Annotated in this window: 12 protein-coding genes; 7 read left to right on the plus strand and 5 right to left on the minus strand. The window is 63.5% G+C overall.

Annotated features, from left to right (window positions below; translation table 11 throughout):
- The first annotated feature begins 17 nt into the window (after positions 1 to 17).
- The 5 genes from ISP15_RS11645 (at position 18) to ISP15_RS11665 (ending at position 5,751) form a co-directional block, all read left to right on the plus strand.
- Positions 18 to 1,241, plus strand: coding sequence for a D-alanyl-D-alanine carboxypeptidase family protein (locus ISP15_RS11645; RefSeq protein ID WP_404547511.1), 1,224 nt, complete (start codon positions 18 to 20; stop codon positions 1,239 to 1,241).
- 30 nt (positions 1,242 to 1,271) lie between these two features.
- A complete protein-coding gene (locus tag ISP15_RS11650; RefSeq protein WP_404547512.1) occupies positions 1,272 to 1,562 on the plus strand; it encodes a YbeD family protein in 291 nt (96 codons plus the stop codon).
- A 196-nt stretch (positions 1,563 to 1,758) separates the two neighbouring features.
- Positions 1,759 to 2,427 carry a lipoyl(octanoyl) transferase LipB gene (lipB, locus tag ISP15_RS11655; RefSeq protein WP_404547513.1) on the plus strand — a complete coding sequence of 223 codons (669 nt, stop codon included), beginning with the start codon at positions 1,759 to 1,761 and terminating at the stop codon, positions 2,425 to 2,427.
- Positions 2,428 to 2,436: 9 nt separating this feature from the next.
- Entirely contained in the window at positions 2,437 to 3,447 is a 1,011-nt protein-coding gene (gene lipA / locus ISP15_RS11660) for a lipoyl synthase (RefSeq protein WP_404547514.1), read from the plus strand.
- Positions 3,448 to 3,453: 6 nt separating this feature from the next.
- Positions 3,454 to 5,751 carry a carboxy terminal-processing peptidase gene (locus tag ISP15_RS11665; RefSeq protein ID WP_404547515.1) on the plus strand — a complete coding sequence of 766 codons (2,298 nt, stop codon included), beginning with the start codon at positions 3,454 to 3,456 and terminating at the stop codon, positions 5,749 to 5,751.
- 454 nt (positions 5,752 to 6,205) lie between these two features.
- Here ISP15_RS11665 and ISP15_RS11670 read toward each other — a convergent pair whose 3' ends face one another.
- From ISP15_RS11670 to ISP15_RS11690, 5 genes are all read right to left on the minus strand, one after another.
- Positions 6,206 to 7,930 carry a M1 family metallopeptidase gene (locus ISP15_RS11670; protein ID WP_404547516.1) on the minus strand — a complete coding sequence of 575 codons (1,725 nt, stop codon included), beginning with the start codon at positions 7,928 to 7,930 and terminating at the stop codon, positions 6,206 to 6,208.
- Between the two features lie 86 nt (positions 7,931 to 8,016).
- Positions 8,017 to 9,393, minus strand: a complete 1,377-nt coding sequence (locus tag ISP15_RS11675; protein WP_404547517.1) for a leucyl aminopeptidase family protein — start codon at positions 9,391 to 9,393, stop codon at positions 8,017 to 8,019.
- Positions 9,394 to 9,580: 187 nt separating this feature from the next.
- Positions 9,581 to 10,297: an HAD family hydrolase gene (locus ISP15_RS11680; RefSeq protein ID WP_404547518.1), complete on the minus strand. Its 717-nt coding sequence runs from the start codon at positions 10,295 to 10,297 to the stop codon at positions 9,581 to 9,583.
- A gap of 36 nt (positions 10,298 to 10,333) precedes the next feature.
- Complete coding sequence (locus ISP15_RS11685; protein WP_404547519.1) at positions 10,334 to 11,728, minus strand: LysM peptidoglycan-binding domain-containing protein; 1,395 nt, start codon at positions 11,726 to 11,728, stop codon at positions 10,334 to 10,336.
- 201 nt (positions 11,729 to 11,929) lie between these two features.
- On the minus strand, positions 11,930 to 13,303 hold the full coding sequence (locus ISP15_RS11690; RefSeq protein ID WP_404547520.1) for a DegQ family serine endoprotease: 1,374 nt from the start codon (positions 13,301 to 13,303) through the stop codon (positions 11,930 to 11,932).
- A gap of 379 nt (positions 13,304 to 13,682) precedes the next feature.
- Here ISP15_RS11690 and ISP15_RS11695 point away from each other — a divergent pair, with 379 nt between their 5' ends.
- Both ISP15_RS11695 and ISP15_RS11700 read left to right on the plus strand, forming a co-directional pair.
- A complete protein-coding gene (locus tag ISP15_RS11695) occupies positions 13,683 to 15,830 on the plus strand; it encodes an adenosylcobalamin-dependent ribonucleoside-diphosphate reductase (protein WP_404547521.1) in 2,148 nt (715 codons plus the stop codon).
- A 95-nt stretch (positions 15,831 to 15,925) separates the two neighbouring features.
- Positions 15,926 to 16,429 carry a histidine biosynthesis protein HisIE gene (locus ISP15_RS11700; RefSeq protein ID WP_404547522.1) on the plus strand — a complete coding sequence of 168 codons (504 nt, stop codon included), beginning with the start codon at positions 15,926 to 15,928 and terminating at the stop codon, positions 16,427 to 16,429.
- Positions 16,430 to 16,564: the final 135 nt, after the last annotated feature.

A 16,564-nucleotide genomic window follows, 5' to 3' on the forward strand; every position in this document is an offset into this window, starting at 1 on the left:
CTGGATGTAAGCCCACCATGAATCTGTCCCGCCCCTTGCACATTCTTGCCGCCGCCGCGCTGGTGTTCGGCGCCAGCGCCATGGCCCAGCAGACGCCGCCCAAACCCGTGCCCAACGTACCGACTCCGGCGGCCGTGCAGGTGCCGGTACCGCCGCCGCCGGATGTGGATGCCAAGGCTTGGGTGCTGATGGATTACGCCACCGGGCAGGTGCTCGCCTCGAAGAATCCGGACATGCGCGTGGTGCCGGCCTCGATCACCAAGGTGATGACCGACTACGTGATCTCGGCGCAGATCGCCTCGGGCAAGATCCACCTCACCGACCAGGTCAACATCAGCGAGCACGCCTGGCGCGCGGGCGGCGCCGGCACGGACGGTTCCACCAGCTTCCTCAAGCTCAACAGCCAGGTGCCGCTGAAGGACCTGCTCTACGGCATGATCATCCAGTCCGGCAACGATTCGGCGATTGCCCTGGCCGAACACACTGCCGGCTCGGAAGATACCTTCGCCAGCCTGATGAATGCTTACGCCAAGCAGCTGGGCATGGTGAACAGCCATTTCGTCAACGCCTCGGGCTATCCGGTCGACAATCACTACACCACCGCGCACGACGTGGCGATCCTTACCCGCGCGCTGATCCATGACTACCCGGATGACTACGCGATCTCCGCCATCAAGGAGTTCGAGTGGAATGGCATCAAGCAGGGCAATCGCAATACCCTGTTGTGGCGCGACCCGACCGTGGACGGCGTGAAGACCGGCCATACCGCCGAAGCAGGTTTCTGCCTCGATGCCTCCGCCAAGCGCGGCGACCAGCGCATGATCGCGATCGTGATGGGTGCCAGCAGCGAGAAGGCGCGTGCCGATTCGGCCATCGCCTTGCTCAACTACGGCTTCCGCTTCTTCGAAACGCACAAGCTCTATGAAGTGGGCAAGCCATTGGCGACCCCGCGCCTGTGGAAGGGCGAAGAAGACCAACTGCCGATCGGCGTACCCGAGGATGTGCTGGTCACGGTGAAGACCGGTGACTACGACAAACTCAAGGCCACCATGGACATTCCGTCCACGCTGATCGCACCGTTCAAGAAGGGCCAGCAGGTCGGCACGCTGCATATCACCGAAGATGGTCAGCAGGTCGAAGACGTACCGCTGATCGCCATGAACGACGCGCCCCAGGGCGGTTTCTTCAAGCGGCTGTGGGACAGCATCCTGCTGTGGTTCCACGGCAGCGGCAAGAAATGACCGGATGAGGCGAGCGAGCGGAGCGAACCGATGAAAGACCTGGATGAGATCAAGCCGCAGCAGGAAGGCCAGGGTTTCCAGTTTCCCGGCGAATTCGAAATCACCGCGATGGGCAATGCCAGCGCGGACCTGAAGGCCCGCGTGCCGCAGATCCTCCAGGAGATCGGCCTGCATGTGCTGCACGAAACGGTGCGGCACAAGCATTCACGCGAAGGTAACTTCCTGTCCGTCACGGTGAGTTTCCGTTGCGATACCCGCGAGCAATACGACGCCGCGCATACCGCGTTGCGGGCGGATCCGGATATCCGCTTCACTTTGTAGGACACGCGCGGCGTTTTCCCCTTTCCTCTGAAGAGGGGAGGGATGAGGAAGCGTCCCGCACAAGAAGCCGCGTCGCTATCGCCCTGTCCGTGCCGGGAACGCGAGGCACGGACGCAACCCCTCACTTCCTTCACTTGCAAGCCATGGCTCCCGGCCACAAATTGGCGTCATCCCACGCAGGCCCGCGACTCTCCCCATGTCCCAACCGCTGAAAATCCGCCGCCTGGGCCGCCAGCCGTACCAGCCGGTCTGGCAGGCGATGAGTGCCTTCACCGACAACCGCACCGCCGATACCGTGGATGAGCTGTGGCTGCTGGAGCACGATCCCGTTTTCACCCTCGGCCAGGCCGGCAAGATGGAGCATGTGCTGGCGCCGGGTGACATTCCGGTGGTGCCGGTGGACCGCGGTGGCCAGGTGACCTATCACGGCCCGGGCCAGATCGTGGCCTACCCGCTGATCGACCTGCGCCGCGCCGGGCTGGGGGTGCGCGAGCTGGTCAACCGGATCGAGCAGGCCATCATCGATACCCTGGCGCACTGGAATATTGAAGCCATGCGCCGTGAGGGCGCCCCGGGCGTCTATGTCGCCGATGCCAAGGTGGCCGCGCTGGGATTGCGGGTGCGCCGGGGTTGCAGTTTCCATGGACTGGCCTTCAACGTGAACATGAACCTGGATCCGTTCCACCGCATCAACCCTTGTGGATACAAGGGTCTGGCAGTCACGCAGGTGCTAGACTTGGGCGGTCCATCGCGGCTGTCGGACGTCGAAGATGCGCTGGTCGGCGAGTTTTGCCGACAGTTCGGTTTCGATGCCGAAGCGGCTGCTCCCCTTATTCCCGAACTCCCCGCTCGCGCGGCGGTCTGACTTAACTTCATGAGCGATACGTCCGCTTCATCCGCGAAGTCCATTCCAATCAGCGTCGTCAGCGGCACGCCTGCCGTCGAGAAACAGCTGGGCAACGACAAGATCGCGCTCAATCGCGCGGGCTTCGACACGGCCGTGCCGACGCTGCGCAAGCCAAGCTGGATCCGTGTACGCCTGCCGCAAGGCAATGCCGTGCAGCAGCTCAAGGCACGCCTGCGCGAAAACGCATTGGTAACGGTGTGCGAGGAAGCATCGTGCCCGAACATCCACGAATGCTTCAGCAAGGGCACCGCCACCTTCATGATCCTCGGTGAGGTGTGCACGCGGCGCTGCTCGTTCTGCGACGTGGCGCATGGCCGCCCGGCGCCGCCCGATCCGCTGGAACCGGCACGCCTGGCCGAGACCATCCGCGACATGCGCCTGAAGTACGTGGTGATCACCTCGGTCGACCGTGATGACCTGCGCGACGGCGGCGCCGAACACTTCGCCGCGTGCATCCGCGCGGTGCGGCACGCCAGCCCGGCGATCCGCATCGAAATACTTACGCCTGACTTCCGCGGCAAGGGCCGCATGGAGCGCGCGCTGGAAGTGCTCAAGGAATTTCCGCCGGACGTGTTCAACCACAATCTGGAAACCGTGCCGCACCTGTATCGCGAAGTGCGTCCGGGCGCCGATTACCAGTGGTCGCTGGATCTGCTCAAGCGCTTCAAGGCCCAGCATCCGGAAGTGCCGACCAAGTCCGGCATCATGCTGGGGCTGGGCGAAACCTACGAGCAGGTCATCGAAACCATGCACGATCTACGCGCGCATGACGTCGAAATGATCACCATCGGCCAGTACCTGCAGCCCACGGCGCATCACCATCCGGTGGTGCGCTATTGGACGCCCGACGAATTCGAATCGCTGCGCGTGGCGGGCGAACAGATGGGTTTCCATCACGTCGCATCCGGTCCACTCGTCCGTTCTTCCTACCACGCCGACCAGCAGGCTCATGCGGCCGGCGTCACCGAGCAAGCCTAAAATCCTATGACCTTTCGTCCCCTGCTCGTCCTGTTGATGGCCCTCAGCGTCACCGTGACCGCGTCGGCGCAATCCGCCGCCGACATGGGCGCGGCCAAGCCGCGCAAAGTCTCCGAACTGCCGCTGCAGCCAAACGGAAGCGAGGCCGACGCGGCGCTCATTTCGGCGCACCTGCTCACTCGCTTCCACTACGACGCGCAGCCACTCGACGATGCGATGTCGCAGAAGATCTACGCGCTGTACTTCAAGCTGCTGGACGGCGAGAAGGTGTTCTTCACGCAGGAGGACATGGCGAAGTTCGCGCAGTACAGGGACAAGTTCGACGATGCGATCTGGAACAAGGATCTGTCCGGTCCGTTCACTATCTTCAACCAGTACATCCTGCGCGCGATCGACCGCATGACTTACGCGCGCAGCCTGCTGAAGCAAGGCTTCGACTTCAACACCACCGATACCTACAACATCGACCGCAAGAACGCCGACTGGCCGAAGGACAAGGCCGAGCTGGATGACCTGTGGCGCAAGCGCACCATGAACGATTGGCTGCGCCTCAAGCTCGCCGGCAAGAGCGATGACGAAATCCGCAAGACGCTCGACAAGCGCTACAGCAGCTACATTGATCGCGTGAAGCAACTGGATAGCGAAGACGCTTTCCAGACCTTCATGACCGCCTACGCCAATTCCACCGATCCGCACACTGATTACATGGGCCCGCGTGCTGCCGAGAACTTCGATATCACGATGAAGCTCTCGCTGGAGGGCATTGGCGCGGTGCTGCAGGCGCGCGACGATTACACCCAGATCCGCGAACTGGTGCCTGCCGGTCCCGCCGCCAAGTCCGGCAAGATCCACGTGGGCGACCTGGTGCTGGGTGTCGGCCAGGGCGCGACCGGTCCGGTCACTGACGTGGTCGGCTGGCGCCTGGACGATGTGGTCAACTTGATCCGCGGCAAGAAGGACACCACCGTGCGCCTGGAAATCGTGCCGGCGGACCAGGGTCAGGATGGCAAGCACGAAATGGTTACGCTGGTGCGCCAGAAGGTTGCCATCGAGGAGCAGGCCGCCAAGAAGAAGGTCATCGAGATCACCGACGGCGGCGTCAGCCGCAAGATCGGCGTGATCGAACTGCCGATGTTCTATTCCGATTTCGGTGCGCGCAGCGAAGGCGACAAGAATTTCAAGAGCGCGACGCGCGACGTGGCCAAGCTGCTCGGCGAACTGAAGGCCGAAGGCGTGCAGGGCGTGGTGGTCGACCTGCGCAACAACGGCGGCGGTTCGCTGTACGAAGCGAACGAACTCACCGGCCTGTTTATCGACAAGGGTCCGGTGGTGCAGGTGCGTGACGCGCGCGGCCAGGTGCAGGTACAGGGCGACGACGATCCGGGTATGTCCTGGAGCGGTCCGCTGGCGGTGCTGGTCAATCGCGGTACGGCGTCGGCGTCGGAAATCTTCTCCGCGGCGATCCAGGATTACGGCCGCGGCCTGATCATCGGTACGCCGACCTTCGGCAAGGGCACGGTGCAGACGCTGATCGACCTCGACAAATTCGCCTCCGACCCGAGCAGCAACCCGAACTATGGCGCGCTGAAGATGACGGTGCAGGAATTCTTCCGCATCAATGGCGGCTCCACCCAGCTGCGCGGGGTCACGCCGGATATCCTGTATCCGACCAACGGGGACGAGAAGGATTTCGGCGAATCCACCTACGACAACGCGCTGCCCTGGACGCAGATCGCACCTGCCGACTACAAGCCGGTCGCCGATATGAAGGCATACCTGCCGCAGCTGCAGCAGATGCATGAGGCGCGGGATACCAAGTCGCCGGCATGGCAGCTGATGCTCGACGAGATCGCGGAGTACAAAAAGCTCAGCGACCGCACGAGCATCTCGTTGAACTACGACCAGCGCCAGGCCGAGCGCAAGCAGCTGGATACGATCCAGGCCGACTTCCGGGCCCGCCACAAGACGATCGACGGCAACGATGCAGCCGAGGCGGACGAGGATAGCCAGCTCGACGACGGACTCAATCCGAGCGAGCGCAGCCTGAAGAGCGAATTGAAGGAACAGGCGGATGCCAAGAAGGCGCCCGATCCACAACTTCAGGAAACGGCACATATCCTGTTCGACGCGATCGGCCTGATCAATGCCAATCCCAAATTGGCGGCGGAAGTGTTGCCTTACGGCGGCAAGCAGGGCGACAGCCAGTCTGTGGCGACCACGGACGGGCCGGCGTCATTGCCCAGTGCCACTGTCGAGCCGGGTGCTTCGTCGGCGCCAGCGCCAGCAACATCGACCGCACATTGAACTCGACACGGCATGAAAAAAAGCAGCGCCCCGGCGCTGCTTTTTTTTGTCCGGAAGCATCCGTTCCGTGGCTTGCCCTCCGGTGAGGGTGAGCCGTCGCAAGCGCGGCCTTTCCAGGGCCTGTTCGCCCTACTCGCGTAACCCGCGTTAGCGTGAACAAGCCCTAGGGATGCTCTGATCAATGCTACGTAGGCGTCACCAGCTCTGTCTGTTCGCAGACCATAGGTTCGTCGGCGAAGGCAGACTGGCCGTCTGTCGAGACGACGGGCCGAAGGGATGCGGACAGACAGAGCTGGCCCCAACATGTTGAATTAAAGCGATGGGGTGATGTCCAGAAGGCTCGCAGAGTGCGCCGCGCGGCTTGGCAAGACGGCCAGTCTTCCCGGCGCCGCACAACACACTCTGCGAGCCTTCTGGTCATCATGCCGCCTGCGTAGCATTGATCAGAGCATCCCTAGTTCGCCTTGCGCTGCGGCTTTTGTTGTTTCTGCCATTGCTGGTATTCAGTCACCTGGGGCAGATCGCGCAGCAGCTTGGAATGCGGATCGATGATCACCAACGCATCCGCCGGCAGTTCGAGCGTGCCTTCGCCCCGCGTCATCGGCAATACGTGCAAGGCCTCGTCGACTTGCACCTCCACCGGCATCGGGAAGGGTAGGTCGTGCGGCGCATGCCAGCGCAGATCCAAGCGGTCGCCATGGCGCTGCACGTCCAAAACAGGCAGTGCAGCCTGATACAGATACACATTGAAGAACCAGTCCAGGTCGCGCCGGGTCACTTTGTCCACGATCTCGATGAAGTCGGGCGTGGTGGCGTAGTGCGGCGCGAAATTTCCCGGTTTCGGATCGGCCCGCCCGTATACCAGCAGGCGCAGGCTCTCGAAGAACGCGCGGTCGCCGATCAGTTCGCGCAAGGAGTGCAGCATTAGCGCGCCCTTGTCGTAGATATCCAGCCCAGGGCCGTGTTCATCGTCGTAGACCTGTGCCTCGGTCTTGCTGCTGCCCGACACCACCGGATAGCGGTCGCTCAACGACAGGCGCATTTTTTCCAGCCAGCTGTAATAGCCCATGTCGCCGTTGATCGACTGGCTGTACAACGGTTGCATGTAGGTGGCGAAGGCTTCGTGCAGCCACATGTCGTTCCAGTCGGCATTGGTCATCTGGTTGCCGAACCACTCATGCGAGAACTCATGTTGCAGCAGCCAGTCGAAACCGCTGCCATCCTTCGCGTAGTGATTGCCGTAGGCATTGATGGTCTGGTGTTCCATGCCCAGGTAAGGCGTCTCCACCACGCCCATTTTTTCATCGCCGAACGGATAGGGCCCGATGCGTGCCTCGAGGAAATCCAGCATGCGCGGGAACTCGGCGAACAGGGCCTGCGCTTGCCGCTCTTCCCCGGGCAGGTACCAGTATTGCAATGGGATCACGTTGCCATGGCGGCTGCGATAATGGCCGGTCAGTTCCTTGAAGGGACCGACATTGATGGAGATCGCATAGGTAGTAGGGTGTTTGGCACGCCAGTGATAGGTGCGTTGATCGCCGTTATCGCTGATGCCGACCAGGACCCCGTTGCCCGGCGCCACCAATGGTTTGGGCACCGTGACGTACAGGTCGACCAGATCGGGCTTGCCTTGCGGATGGTCGATGCATGGCCAGAACAGGTCGCAGCCTTCGCCTTCCACGGCGCTACCTACCCACGGCTGGCCGTCGGCGGTGTGGCTCCAGACAAATCCACCATCCCAGGGCGCCTTCTTCGCCACATGCGGACGGCCGCCGTAATGCACGGTGGTTGAAACCTGCTCGCCGGTACCCAGCGCATGCGGAAGTTGCACGCGCAGGCGGCCGTCCGGATTATTCCAGCTGGTGGAGGCCAGTGGCCGTCCATCCACTTCGATGGCGGTGATGGGCAGGTTGCGATCCAGGTCCAGCAGCAACACGTCAGTGGGCGATCGCGCGGTGAACGTCAAGGTGGCGATCGCCTCGATGCGTTGCGCGGATGGATCGACCGCGATGTGCAGTTCGGCATGATCGAAATGCACGCGCGCCTGTTCGGCCGGCATGATGCCGCCAGAGTTTTCCGTTTGCGCCGTCAGCGGCGGTTGCCGGGTCTGGAGCGAGGCGCAGCCGGCGATGCCGGCTGCGAGGCTGAGTGCGAGCAGGCTGGAACGCAAAGCGTGCATGCGGCGATACCGGTGAGGAAGGCCCCGGCATCATGCTTTGTCGCACGGCCCGGCGACAAAGCCAGAAGTCATGCTGCGACGCGATGCTAGGCGTAACGTTCGCTCAGCATCGCGAAGAGCGCGCGCAGGCCCATCGCTTCGCCGCCACGCGGGCGGCCGGGCCGGTCGCCGTCGTTCCAGGCGTAGGTATCCAGATGTAACCAGGGCATGCCTTCGGGAATGAAGCGCTCCATGAAAAGCGCCGCCGTGATCGCACCGGCGTGGCGCGAGGGCCCCGCATTGGCAAAGTCGGCCAGATAGGATTCGAGCATCTTGCGATACGGACGCCACAGCGGCAGCCGCCATAGCGGATCGGCCACCGCGCGGCCGCAGGCAAGCGCCGCGTCGGCGATTGCATCGTCGTTGGCGAACAGTGCCGGCAAGTCCGGACCGAGCGCCACGCGGGCCGCGCCGGTGAGCGTGGCGAAGTCGACGATCAGGTCCGGTTGCTGTTCCGCGGCATAGGCCAGCGCGTCGCACAGGATCAGCCGGCCTTCCGCATCGGTGTTGTCGATCTCGACGCTATGGCCCGCCCGGGTGATGACTACTTCGCCCGGACGCATCGCGTTACCAGCGACCGCATTCTCCACGGCCGGAACCAGCAGCGTGAGCCGCACCGGCAGCTTCGCCTGCATCACCAGCTCGGCCAGCGCGATCGCATGGGCCGCGCCGCCCATGTCCTTCTTCATCCAACGCATGCCGTCGGACGGTTTCAGGTCCAGGCCGCCAGTATCGAAGCACACGCCCTTGCCGACCAGCACCAGCCTGGGATCGCCAGCCTTGCCCCAGTTCAGTTCGACCAGGCGCGGCGCGCGATGGCTGGCGCGCCCCACGGCGTGGATGGTCGGAAAGTTATCTTCCAGCAATTCGTCGCCGACCCATTCGCGCACTTTGGCCTTGTGCGCCTTGGCCAGCTGCTTGGCCGCATCGGCCAGCTGCTTCGGGCCCATGTCCTCGGTAGGCGTGTTGACCAGGTCGCGCACCAACGCCGTGGCTTCGGCGAGCGGTTGCAGCGCCGCCAGCGTCTTGGCATCCACCGCCAGCACGGCGGCGGCGCGCCTGGCTTTGCGGTAGCGGGTGAACTGATAGGCGCCCAGGGCCCAACCCAGCGCGGCCAGCTGCGCATCCAGGGGCGCGCTGTCCGGTGCCAGCACGTATTCGCCAACCGGCAAACTCATCGGCAGGGCCGCCAGCGCGAGCAGTGGGTCTTGCTGTTCTACGCCCACGATCACGCGCGCCAGTTTGCCGTTTGCATCGGGCAGCAGGCACACGCTGCCGGGTTTTGCGTCGAAGCAGGTGTCATCCAGCCAGCTGCGTTGCGCGGCAGTCAGGCCTTTGCGCGTGGCGGGCAGGCGGGCGGGATCCGTCGCTTCGATCGGCGTGGGCGCGTGGCGGCTGGAACGAAGTTCGATCAGGGCAGACATGCGGTTCCTTGCGCGCGGGGCATGCGCGGGAGTGGGATTGACCGCAAATGATGCGCGCTTTTACGGAGGCGATCAAAATCCTTTGCACACCCTGTTCTTTTATGGGAGAGAGTGCGCGCGCTTATGCCGTTGCTCTACCGCACGAGGCGTGTCTCGCATGCGCCAGCCAACTACCTGCCGGCGAGCCTTAACCTTCTTCCTGGCGAGGGGAGGGAACCGGATGCTCGAGCCAATCCACCAGCGCCGCCAGATCGCGCAGATTCAGATCGGGCGCCGGCCCCAGCGCACCCGGCCAGGGGTGTCCCGCGCGATTGATCCAGGCGGTGCGCAGGCCTGCCTCGCGCGCACCGACTACATCCAGCTCCGGATCGTCGCCCACGTGCAGAATGTTTTCAGGCGCCACGCCCAGCAGTTCGGCCGCGGCACGGAAGATGCGCGGGTCGGGCTTGGCCGAGCCGATCTCGCGCGCGCAGATGTGATGCGCGAAATGCAGGTGCAGGCCGATGCGTTCCAGGTCGGCGTTGCCGTTGGTCAGGCTGGCCACCGGATACATGTCGCGTAGACGTTCGAGCGCGGGCAGGGCATCCGGATACAGTTCGACGCTGTTGCGTGCGGTGGCGAAAATGTTCCACAGCGTATCCAGCGGCGCCTCGGTAATGCCGCAGGCGTCGAACGCCTTTTGCATGGTGAGATAGCGTTGTGCGGTGAAGTCGTGCGCCAGGTCGGTACGTTCGGCGGCCACCTGCGCGCGCAGCTCGCGCAGGGCAGGAATCGGCCAGGTACGCGCCACCTCGGGATAGTGCTTGCGCAGGTATTGGTCCAGGTCGCGATCCGCGCGCTGCAAGGCCGGCATGACCGGCCACAGGGTATCGTCAAGATCGATCGTGATGGCGAGGATGCGCACGCCCGTATCAACCGGCTCGATGACGGGCCGGCGCGATCAGCGCGCTTCGATGCGCAGCACCTGGCCGGTGCGGACGGTGTTGTCTTTCAGGTGGTTCCAGCTGCGGATTTGCGCTACGTCCACGCCATGCTTGCGGGCGATCGAATACAGCGTTTCGCCGGCGGCGACGCGATAGGTACGGGTCGGCGCCTTCGCGCTGCTGGCGATCTTCCTGCTCTCGGCCTTCTTGCTCAGGGCCTCGGCAGCTTTGCCAGGGCCCTGGGTGGAAACCTTGGCTACCGAGCTCTTGGCGTAGCTTACGTAGACATCGGCGGTGACCTTGGCAAAACTGCTGCCGCGGCTGGCCGCATCGGACACGGTGAGCGCATCGCCATGCACGCCCTTGAGGCTGGTCGGCTCCGGTGCGGCCACGACCGCGCCATTGACGTCGCTGAGGCTCGGCGTGTTGGCACGCGCGGCGATGGCCGCTCGCGAAGCTGCCGCGAGGCTGGCCGGCGAAACCGCGGAGCGAGCGGATGGTGCGGCGGCCATCTGGGTGGGTTCGGCGCTGGCGTGCGCGCCGACTTCAGCAAGAATGCGGCTGCGGCGCGATGCATCCATCGCGATCAGCGTGCTGCCCGCGTCGTAGGGCACCAAGCTATGCGAGCGCAGCACGCTTTCGCCCTTGGGGCTCTGCGTGAAGTCGACGAACTCTTTCGCCGCCGCCGCGTTCGGGCTGCTGGGATTGGTGACCAGATAGAGCGGGAAGAACAGCGGATAGGTGCCGCTGGCAACCGAGGATACAGTGGGCGCGGTGCCGTCGATGCGCAGCATCTTGATCTTCGAATTGCCCGCCACGCTCGATAGCGTCGTCACGCCGAACGAGCGCGGATCGAGCATCACCGATTGTTCCAACTGGGTGGTGTTCACGTACAGGCGCGGCGCCGCCACCGGCTGGCTGCCGCGACCGAACAGCAGTTTGCGCAGGCTATATTCCACGCCGTCGCCAGGGCTTGCTACCGCGAACACGTCCATCGGTGCATCGTTGCCGCCCACTTCTTTCCAGTTGGTGATCTTGCCGTAGTAGATATCGTGCACCTGCTGCAAGGTCAGGCTGCTCACCGGGTTGGAAGGGCTGGTGATCAGCACCAGGCCGTCCCACGCGACCGGGGTGAAGGTGAGGCCGCCATCCACGGCGCTGCCAGAACTGGGGCGTGCGCTACCGGCGATATCGGCCGAACCGCCGGCCACCGCATCGAGGCCGGACGCGGTGTTGAATGGCTGCATCAGCACATTGCCATGCCCGGACGACTGCCAGGCTTTCGCCATGCCCTTGACCACCCCGTTGGCGGTAACAACGTCGCCACGCCAGGTCAGCGACTGCGTTGCCGCGGCAAGCGCCACAGTGGAAAGGCCGGCGCTGATCAGGGCGACGGAAAGCAGACGGGTCATACGTACTGGCATAGGAAAGCGCGACCTGCGAAAGGGAAACAATGCGAGTGTGCCGCCAGCGGCGCTTAGGCGCAGTGACGGGGTTGCTGTATTTCAGCGGTCCGGAGGCAAAACATCAAGCGAAAACATCAAGCGCGTTCATGCATTTGCATCAAACACTTGATTGAGACGGAAGGTCTCGTCTTCCGTCTCCGCGTCGGCTTACTGAATGATCACGTAGTTGAGCCCGTCATCGGTTGCCACCAGCAGTACCAGTTGCCGTGGCCGTGCCGTGGCCACGGCCTGCAAATCACGCAGGCTGGTGATGCGCCGATTGCCGATGCCCGCGATGACATCGCCGGCGGAAAGCCCGGCCTGCGCGGCGCGACTGTTTGGATTCACGCTGGCCACCGTGATGCCCGCCAGGCCTTGGCTGGCCTGCTGGTCGGAAAGCTCGCTAAACGTCACGCCCGCCAGTCGCGGATCGAGCTTGCCGCCGTCGAGGATGGCCAGCTTCTGCGGCGCGAGCTGCGCGGTGATCTGCCGGGTGTTGCCATGGCGCAGCACGCTCAGCGTCACCGTGCTGTTCGCTGGCAGCAGGCCCTGCGCATTGTTGAGCTGGTCGGCATTCTGCAATGGCGCGCCATTGATCGCGGTCAATACGTCGCCAACCTGCAGGCCGGCCCGATCGGCCGCCGAACCCGGCAGCACGCGCGTCACCACGGCGCCATTGCTGTCCTTCAATCCCAGCAGCGTGGCAATGTCCGGCGTGATGTCCTGCGTCTGCACGCCCAGGCTGCCGCGGCTCACCTTGCCATGCGCGATCAACTGCTGCATGACCTCGCTGGCGATCCGCGTGGGAATGGCAAAGCCGATGCCCACGTTGCCACCCGACGGCGACAGGATCATCGTATTGATGCCCACCAGCTCGCCGCGCAGGTTCACCAGTGCGCCGCCCGAATTGCCCGGATTGATCGACGCATCGGTCTGGATGAAATTCTGGAAGCTCGATCCGCCCAGGCCCGACCGGCCCAGCGCCGAAATGATGCCGGAGGTCACCGTCTGCCCCAGGCCGAACGGATCGCCTACCGCGACCACGAAATCGCCCACGCGCAACGTGGAAGAGTCCGCGATCGGCAAGGCTTGCAGATGATCGGCATGGATCTGCACCACGGCCACGTCGGTCGCCGGATCGGTACCCACCAGCGTGCCTTTGACATTGCGCCCGTCCTGCAAGGTAACCGTGATGTCGTCGGCGCCGCCCACCACATGGTTATTGGTGAGGATGTAACCCTTGGCCGCATCCACGATCACGCCCGAGCCCAGGCTCTGCTCCACCTGTTCGCGCGGTGAACCGTTGAGCCCGAAGAATTGCCGGAACACCGGGTCGTCGAAGAACGGATTGCTCACCCGCACGCGCGTCTTGGTGGAGATGTTCACCACCGCCGGCGTCACCTTCTGCAACATCGGCGCCAGCGACGGCAGCGGTTGGCCGTCGACGATCGGCGGCAGCGCGGCGTGCGCGCACAACGGCAACGCGGCGATCGTTGCGATGGCGAACAACGAACAAAAACTGCGGAGGAAACGGCGATGCATGAAGTCTCCTGATCGGCGATGAAAAGTCCGGCTTGTTCGACTCGATACCGTATCGGCGGTTCCCTGCGCCGCATGCCGGACATGAGACAACGCGGCTTGATCTGGGACGCAGTTAGCACTTTACATCCACCGGTTGCGGGGGTAACGTTCGACTTCGTCGCAACCACAACATCTTGTGTGCAGGCGCCAGCGCATTACCCAAATAGTGGTGCCTGGGTGAATAACGTCAGGAGGGGCTGCCGCTGTTCGCGAAATACCGCCAGGCCTGGCTCACGCGCGGGGCGTGACCGGGTTGATCGGGCCGTTTCCAGTCCGCTGACGTTGCATCTATAGAAAAGCCAACGGGGCCGCGAGGCCATACCGGGAGGTCAGGAAACCGATGAGCACCTTGCGTGCAACAAACTCTGGTCGCGACGCCGCCACCATTCCGCTGCAGCCTGCATCGCAGGATATCTGGGACAAGAAATATCGCCTGCGCAGCAAGACCGGCGAGCCGGTCGACGCCACTATCGACGACACCTGGCAGCGCGTGGCGCGGGCCCTGTCCGAAGTGGAAACCACGCCGGAGCTGCGCGAGCACTGGTTCGAGCGCTTCCTGTGGGCGCTACGCCGCGGCGCGATTCCCGCCGGCCGCATTACTTCCAACGCCGGTGCGCTGGAACACAAGCCCGCCACTTCCACCATCAACTGCACCGTGTCCGGCACGATCCGCGATTCGATGGACGATATCCTCGAAAAGGTGCACGAAGCCGGGCTCACCCTGAAGGCAGGCTGCGGCATCGGCTATGAGTTCAGCACGCTGCGCCCGCGCGGCGCTTATGTGTCGGGCGCGGGCGCCTACACCAGCGGCCCGCTGTCGTTCATGGATATCTACGACAAGATGTGCTTCACCGTTTCTTCGGCCGGTGGTCGTCGCGGTGCGCAGATGGGCACGTTCGACGTCAGCCATCCGGACGTCAAGGAATTCATCCGCGCCAAGCGCGAGAACGGCCGGCTGCGCCAGTTCAACCTGTCGTTGCTGATCACCGACGGCTTCATGCAGGCGGTCGAGCACGACCAGGACTGGCCGCTGGTGTTTCCGGTGCACGTCAAGGAAAAGGGCGATATCGACCTCGACGACCCGGCCAAGGTCGTGTGGCACGAATGGCCCACCCACGAAAACTACGTCGAGCGCGAAGACGGCCTGGTCGCCTGCAAGATCTACGGCCACATCCGTGCGCGCCATCTGTGGGACATGATCATGGTCTCGACGTATGACTACGCCGAGCCCGGGTTCATCCTCATCGACAAAGTCAACGAGATGAACAACAACTGGTGGTGCGAGCAGATCCGCGCTACCAATCCATGCGGCGAGCAACCCTTGCCGCCTTACGGCTCCTGCCTGCTCGGCTCGATCAACCTCACGACCTTCGTGCGCGATCCATTCGGCCCGAAGGCCCGCTTCGACTGGGACGAATATCGCGAGGTGGTGAAGATCTTCACCCGCATGCTGGACAACGTGGTGGAGATCAACGGCCTGCCGCTGGCACAGCAGCGCGAGGAGATTCTCTCCAAGCGTCGCCATGGCATGGGCTTCCTCGGCCTGGGCAGCACCCTCACCATGCTCAAGATGCGCTACGGCGGCGATGAAGCGGTGGCGTTCACCGAAGAGGTATCGCGAGAAATGGCCGTGGCCGGCTGGGAAGTGGCACTGGACCTGGCCAAGGAAAAAGGCCCCGCGCCGGTGCTCGCCAGGAACTACACCGTCACCGGCGAGATGCTGCGCAAGCGTCCGGAAATGGCCGCCGACGGCTATCAGGTGGGCGACCTGATTCCCGGCCGCGTGCTGCATGCCCGCTACAGCCGCTACATGCAGCGGATCGCCACGGTGGCGCCGAACCTGGTGAAGGAGCTGGCCGAGGTCGGCGCGCGCTTCACCCATCACAGCTCGATCGCACCCACCGGCACCATCTCGCTGTCGCTGGCCAACAACGCCAGCAACGGCATCGAGCCGAGTTTCGCCCACCACTACTCGCGCAACGTGATCCGCGAGGGCCGCAAGTCCAAGGAAAAGGTCGAGGTGTACAGCTACGAGTTGCTTGCCTACCGCGCGCTCATCAATGCGGGGGCCATGCCGTTCGGTGACGATCCCCAAACCAGGCTGCCCGATTATTTCGTCGCCGCCGATGACATTTCACCCAAGGAACACGTGGATATCCAGGCTGCCTCGCAATTGTGGGTGGATTCGTCCATCTCCAAGACCGCCAACGTACCCACCGACTACCCGTACGAAGAGTTCAAGGACATCTACTTCTACGCCTACAAACAGGGTCTCAAGGGATGCACCACGTTCCGTTTCAACCCCGCCGCATTCCAGGGGGTGCTGGTGAAAGAATCTGACCTGGAGAGCACCCTCTACCGCTTCGAATTAGAGGACGGTAGTGTTGTGGAGCTCAAAGGCAATGAAGAAGTCGAGTACGACGGAGAGCTGCATACCGCTGCCAATCTGTTCGATGCTTTGAAGGAAGGCTATTACGGAAAATTTTAGTGGTGGCATGTAACGCGAATTCGCGCTACGTTTTTGCTCACACCGTAATAGACTGGTCAAAGTTCCATAACAAACGTCCGGAGGGGAATACCCGCATGTCCATCGATCCCGATTTCGAAGTGCAAGACGATCTGATCACGCCGGCTGCGCCGGCATCCGAGGAGTCCGCCCCGGCTGCGCCGAAGAAGGCTCCTCGCAAGCGCGCCGCGAAGAAAGCCGCTGCCAAGAAAGCAGCTCCCGCCAAGAAGAGCACTGCCAAGAAGGCCGTGAAGAAGGCCGCTACCAAGAAGGCCGCCGCCAAGAAGGGCGTCGCCAAGAAAGCCGCGGCGAAGAAGGCCACCAAGAAAGCGGTCAAGAAGGCTGCCAGGAAGGGCGCCGCGAAGAAAGCCGGCAGGAAGGCCGTCAACAAGACGGCCCGCAAGGCTGCAAAGAAGGTCAGCAGCAAAAAGACGGCCCGCAAGGCCGCAGGCAAGAAGACGGCCCGCAAAGCCGCCAGCAAGAAAACCGCCGGCAAGGCGGTAAAGAGGTCCACTGCCAGCAAGAAGGCAGGCCGTAAGGCGACCAAGCGCGTCGCCAAGAAAGCCGCCCGCAAGAAGTAAGCAACACGCATCCGGCCCGGCGAGCTGCCGGGCCGGATTTTTATTTTTCATTCTTTCCCCTGCGCAGACAGGGCCGGGATGAAGGGCCCATCGGGCCATGAAACGCCACAGGCGCCTCAGCCAGTGCGACATGTC

Origin of the sequence: Dyella jejuensis (assembly GCF_044904675.1) — a bacterium.
Classification (GTDB): Bacteria; Pseudomonadota; Gammaproteobacteria; order Xanthomonadales; family Rhodanobacteraceae; genus Dyella_B; species Dyella_B jejuensis.

Coding starts and splice junctions, on each gene's coding strand:
- ISP15_RS11645 (WP_404547511.1), top strand. CDS start 18: ATGAATCTGTCCCGCCCCTTGCACATTCTTGCCGCCGCCGCGCTGGTG.
- ISP15_RS11650 (WP_404547512.1), top strand. CDS start 1,272: ATGAAAGACCTGGATGAGATCAAGCCGCAGCAGGAAGGCCAGGGTTTC.
- lipB (WP_404547513.1), top strand. CDS start 1,759: ATGTCCCAACCGCTGAAAATCCGCCGCCTGGGCCGCCAGCCGTACCAG.
- lipA (WP_404547514.1), top strand. CDS start 2,437: ATGAGCGATACGTCCGCTTCATCCGCGAAGTCCATTCCAATCAGCGTC.
- ISP15_RS11665 (WP_404547515.1), top strand. CDS start 3,454: ATGACCTTTCGTCCCCTGCTCGTCCTGTTGATGGCCCTCAGCGTCACC.
- ISP15_RS11670 (WP_404547516.1), bottom strand. CDS start 7,930: ATGCACGCTTTGCGTTCCAGCCTGCTCGCACTCAGCCTCGCAGCCGGC.
- ISP15_RS11675 (WP_404547517.1), bottom strand. CDS start 9,393: ATGTCTGCCCTGATCGAACTTCGTTCCAGCCGCCACGCGCCCACGCCG.
- ISP15_RS11685 (WP_404547519.1), bottom strand. CDS start 11,728: ATGACCCGTCTGCTTTCCGTCGCCCTGATCAGCGCCGGCCTTTCCACT.
- ISP15_RS11690 (WP_404547520.1), bottom strand. CDS start 13,303: ATGCATCGCCGTTTCCTCCGCAGTTTTTGTTCGTTGTTCGCCATCGCA.
- ISP15_RS11695 (WP_404547521.1), top strand. CDS start 13,683: ATGAGCACCTTGCGTGCAACAAACTCTGGTCGCGACGCCGCCACCATT.
- ISP15_RS11700 (WP_404547522.1), top strand. CDS start 15,926: ATGTCCATCGATCCCGATTTCGAAGTGCAAGACGATCTGATCACGCCG.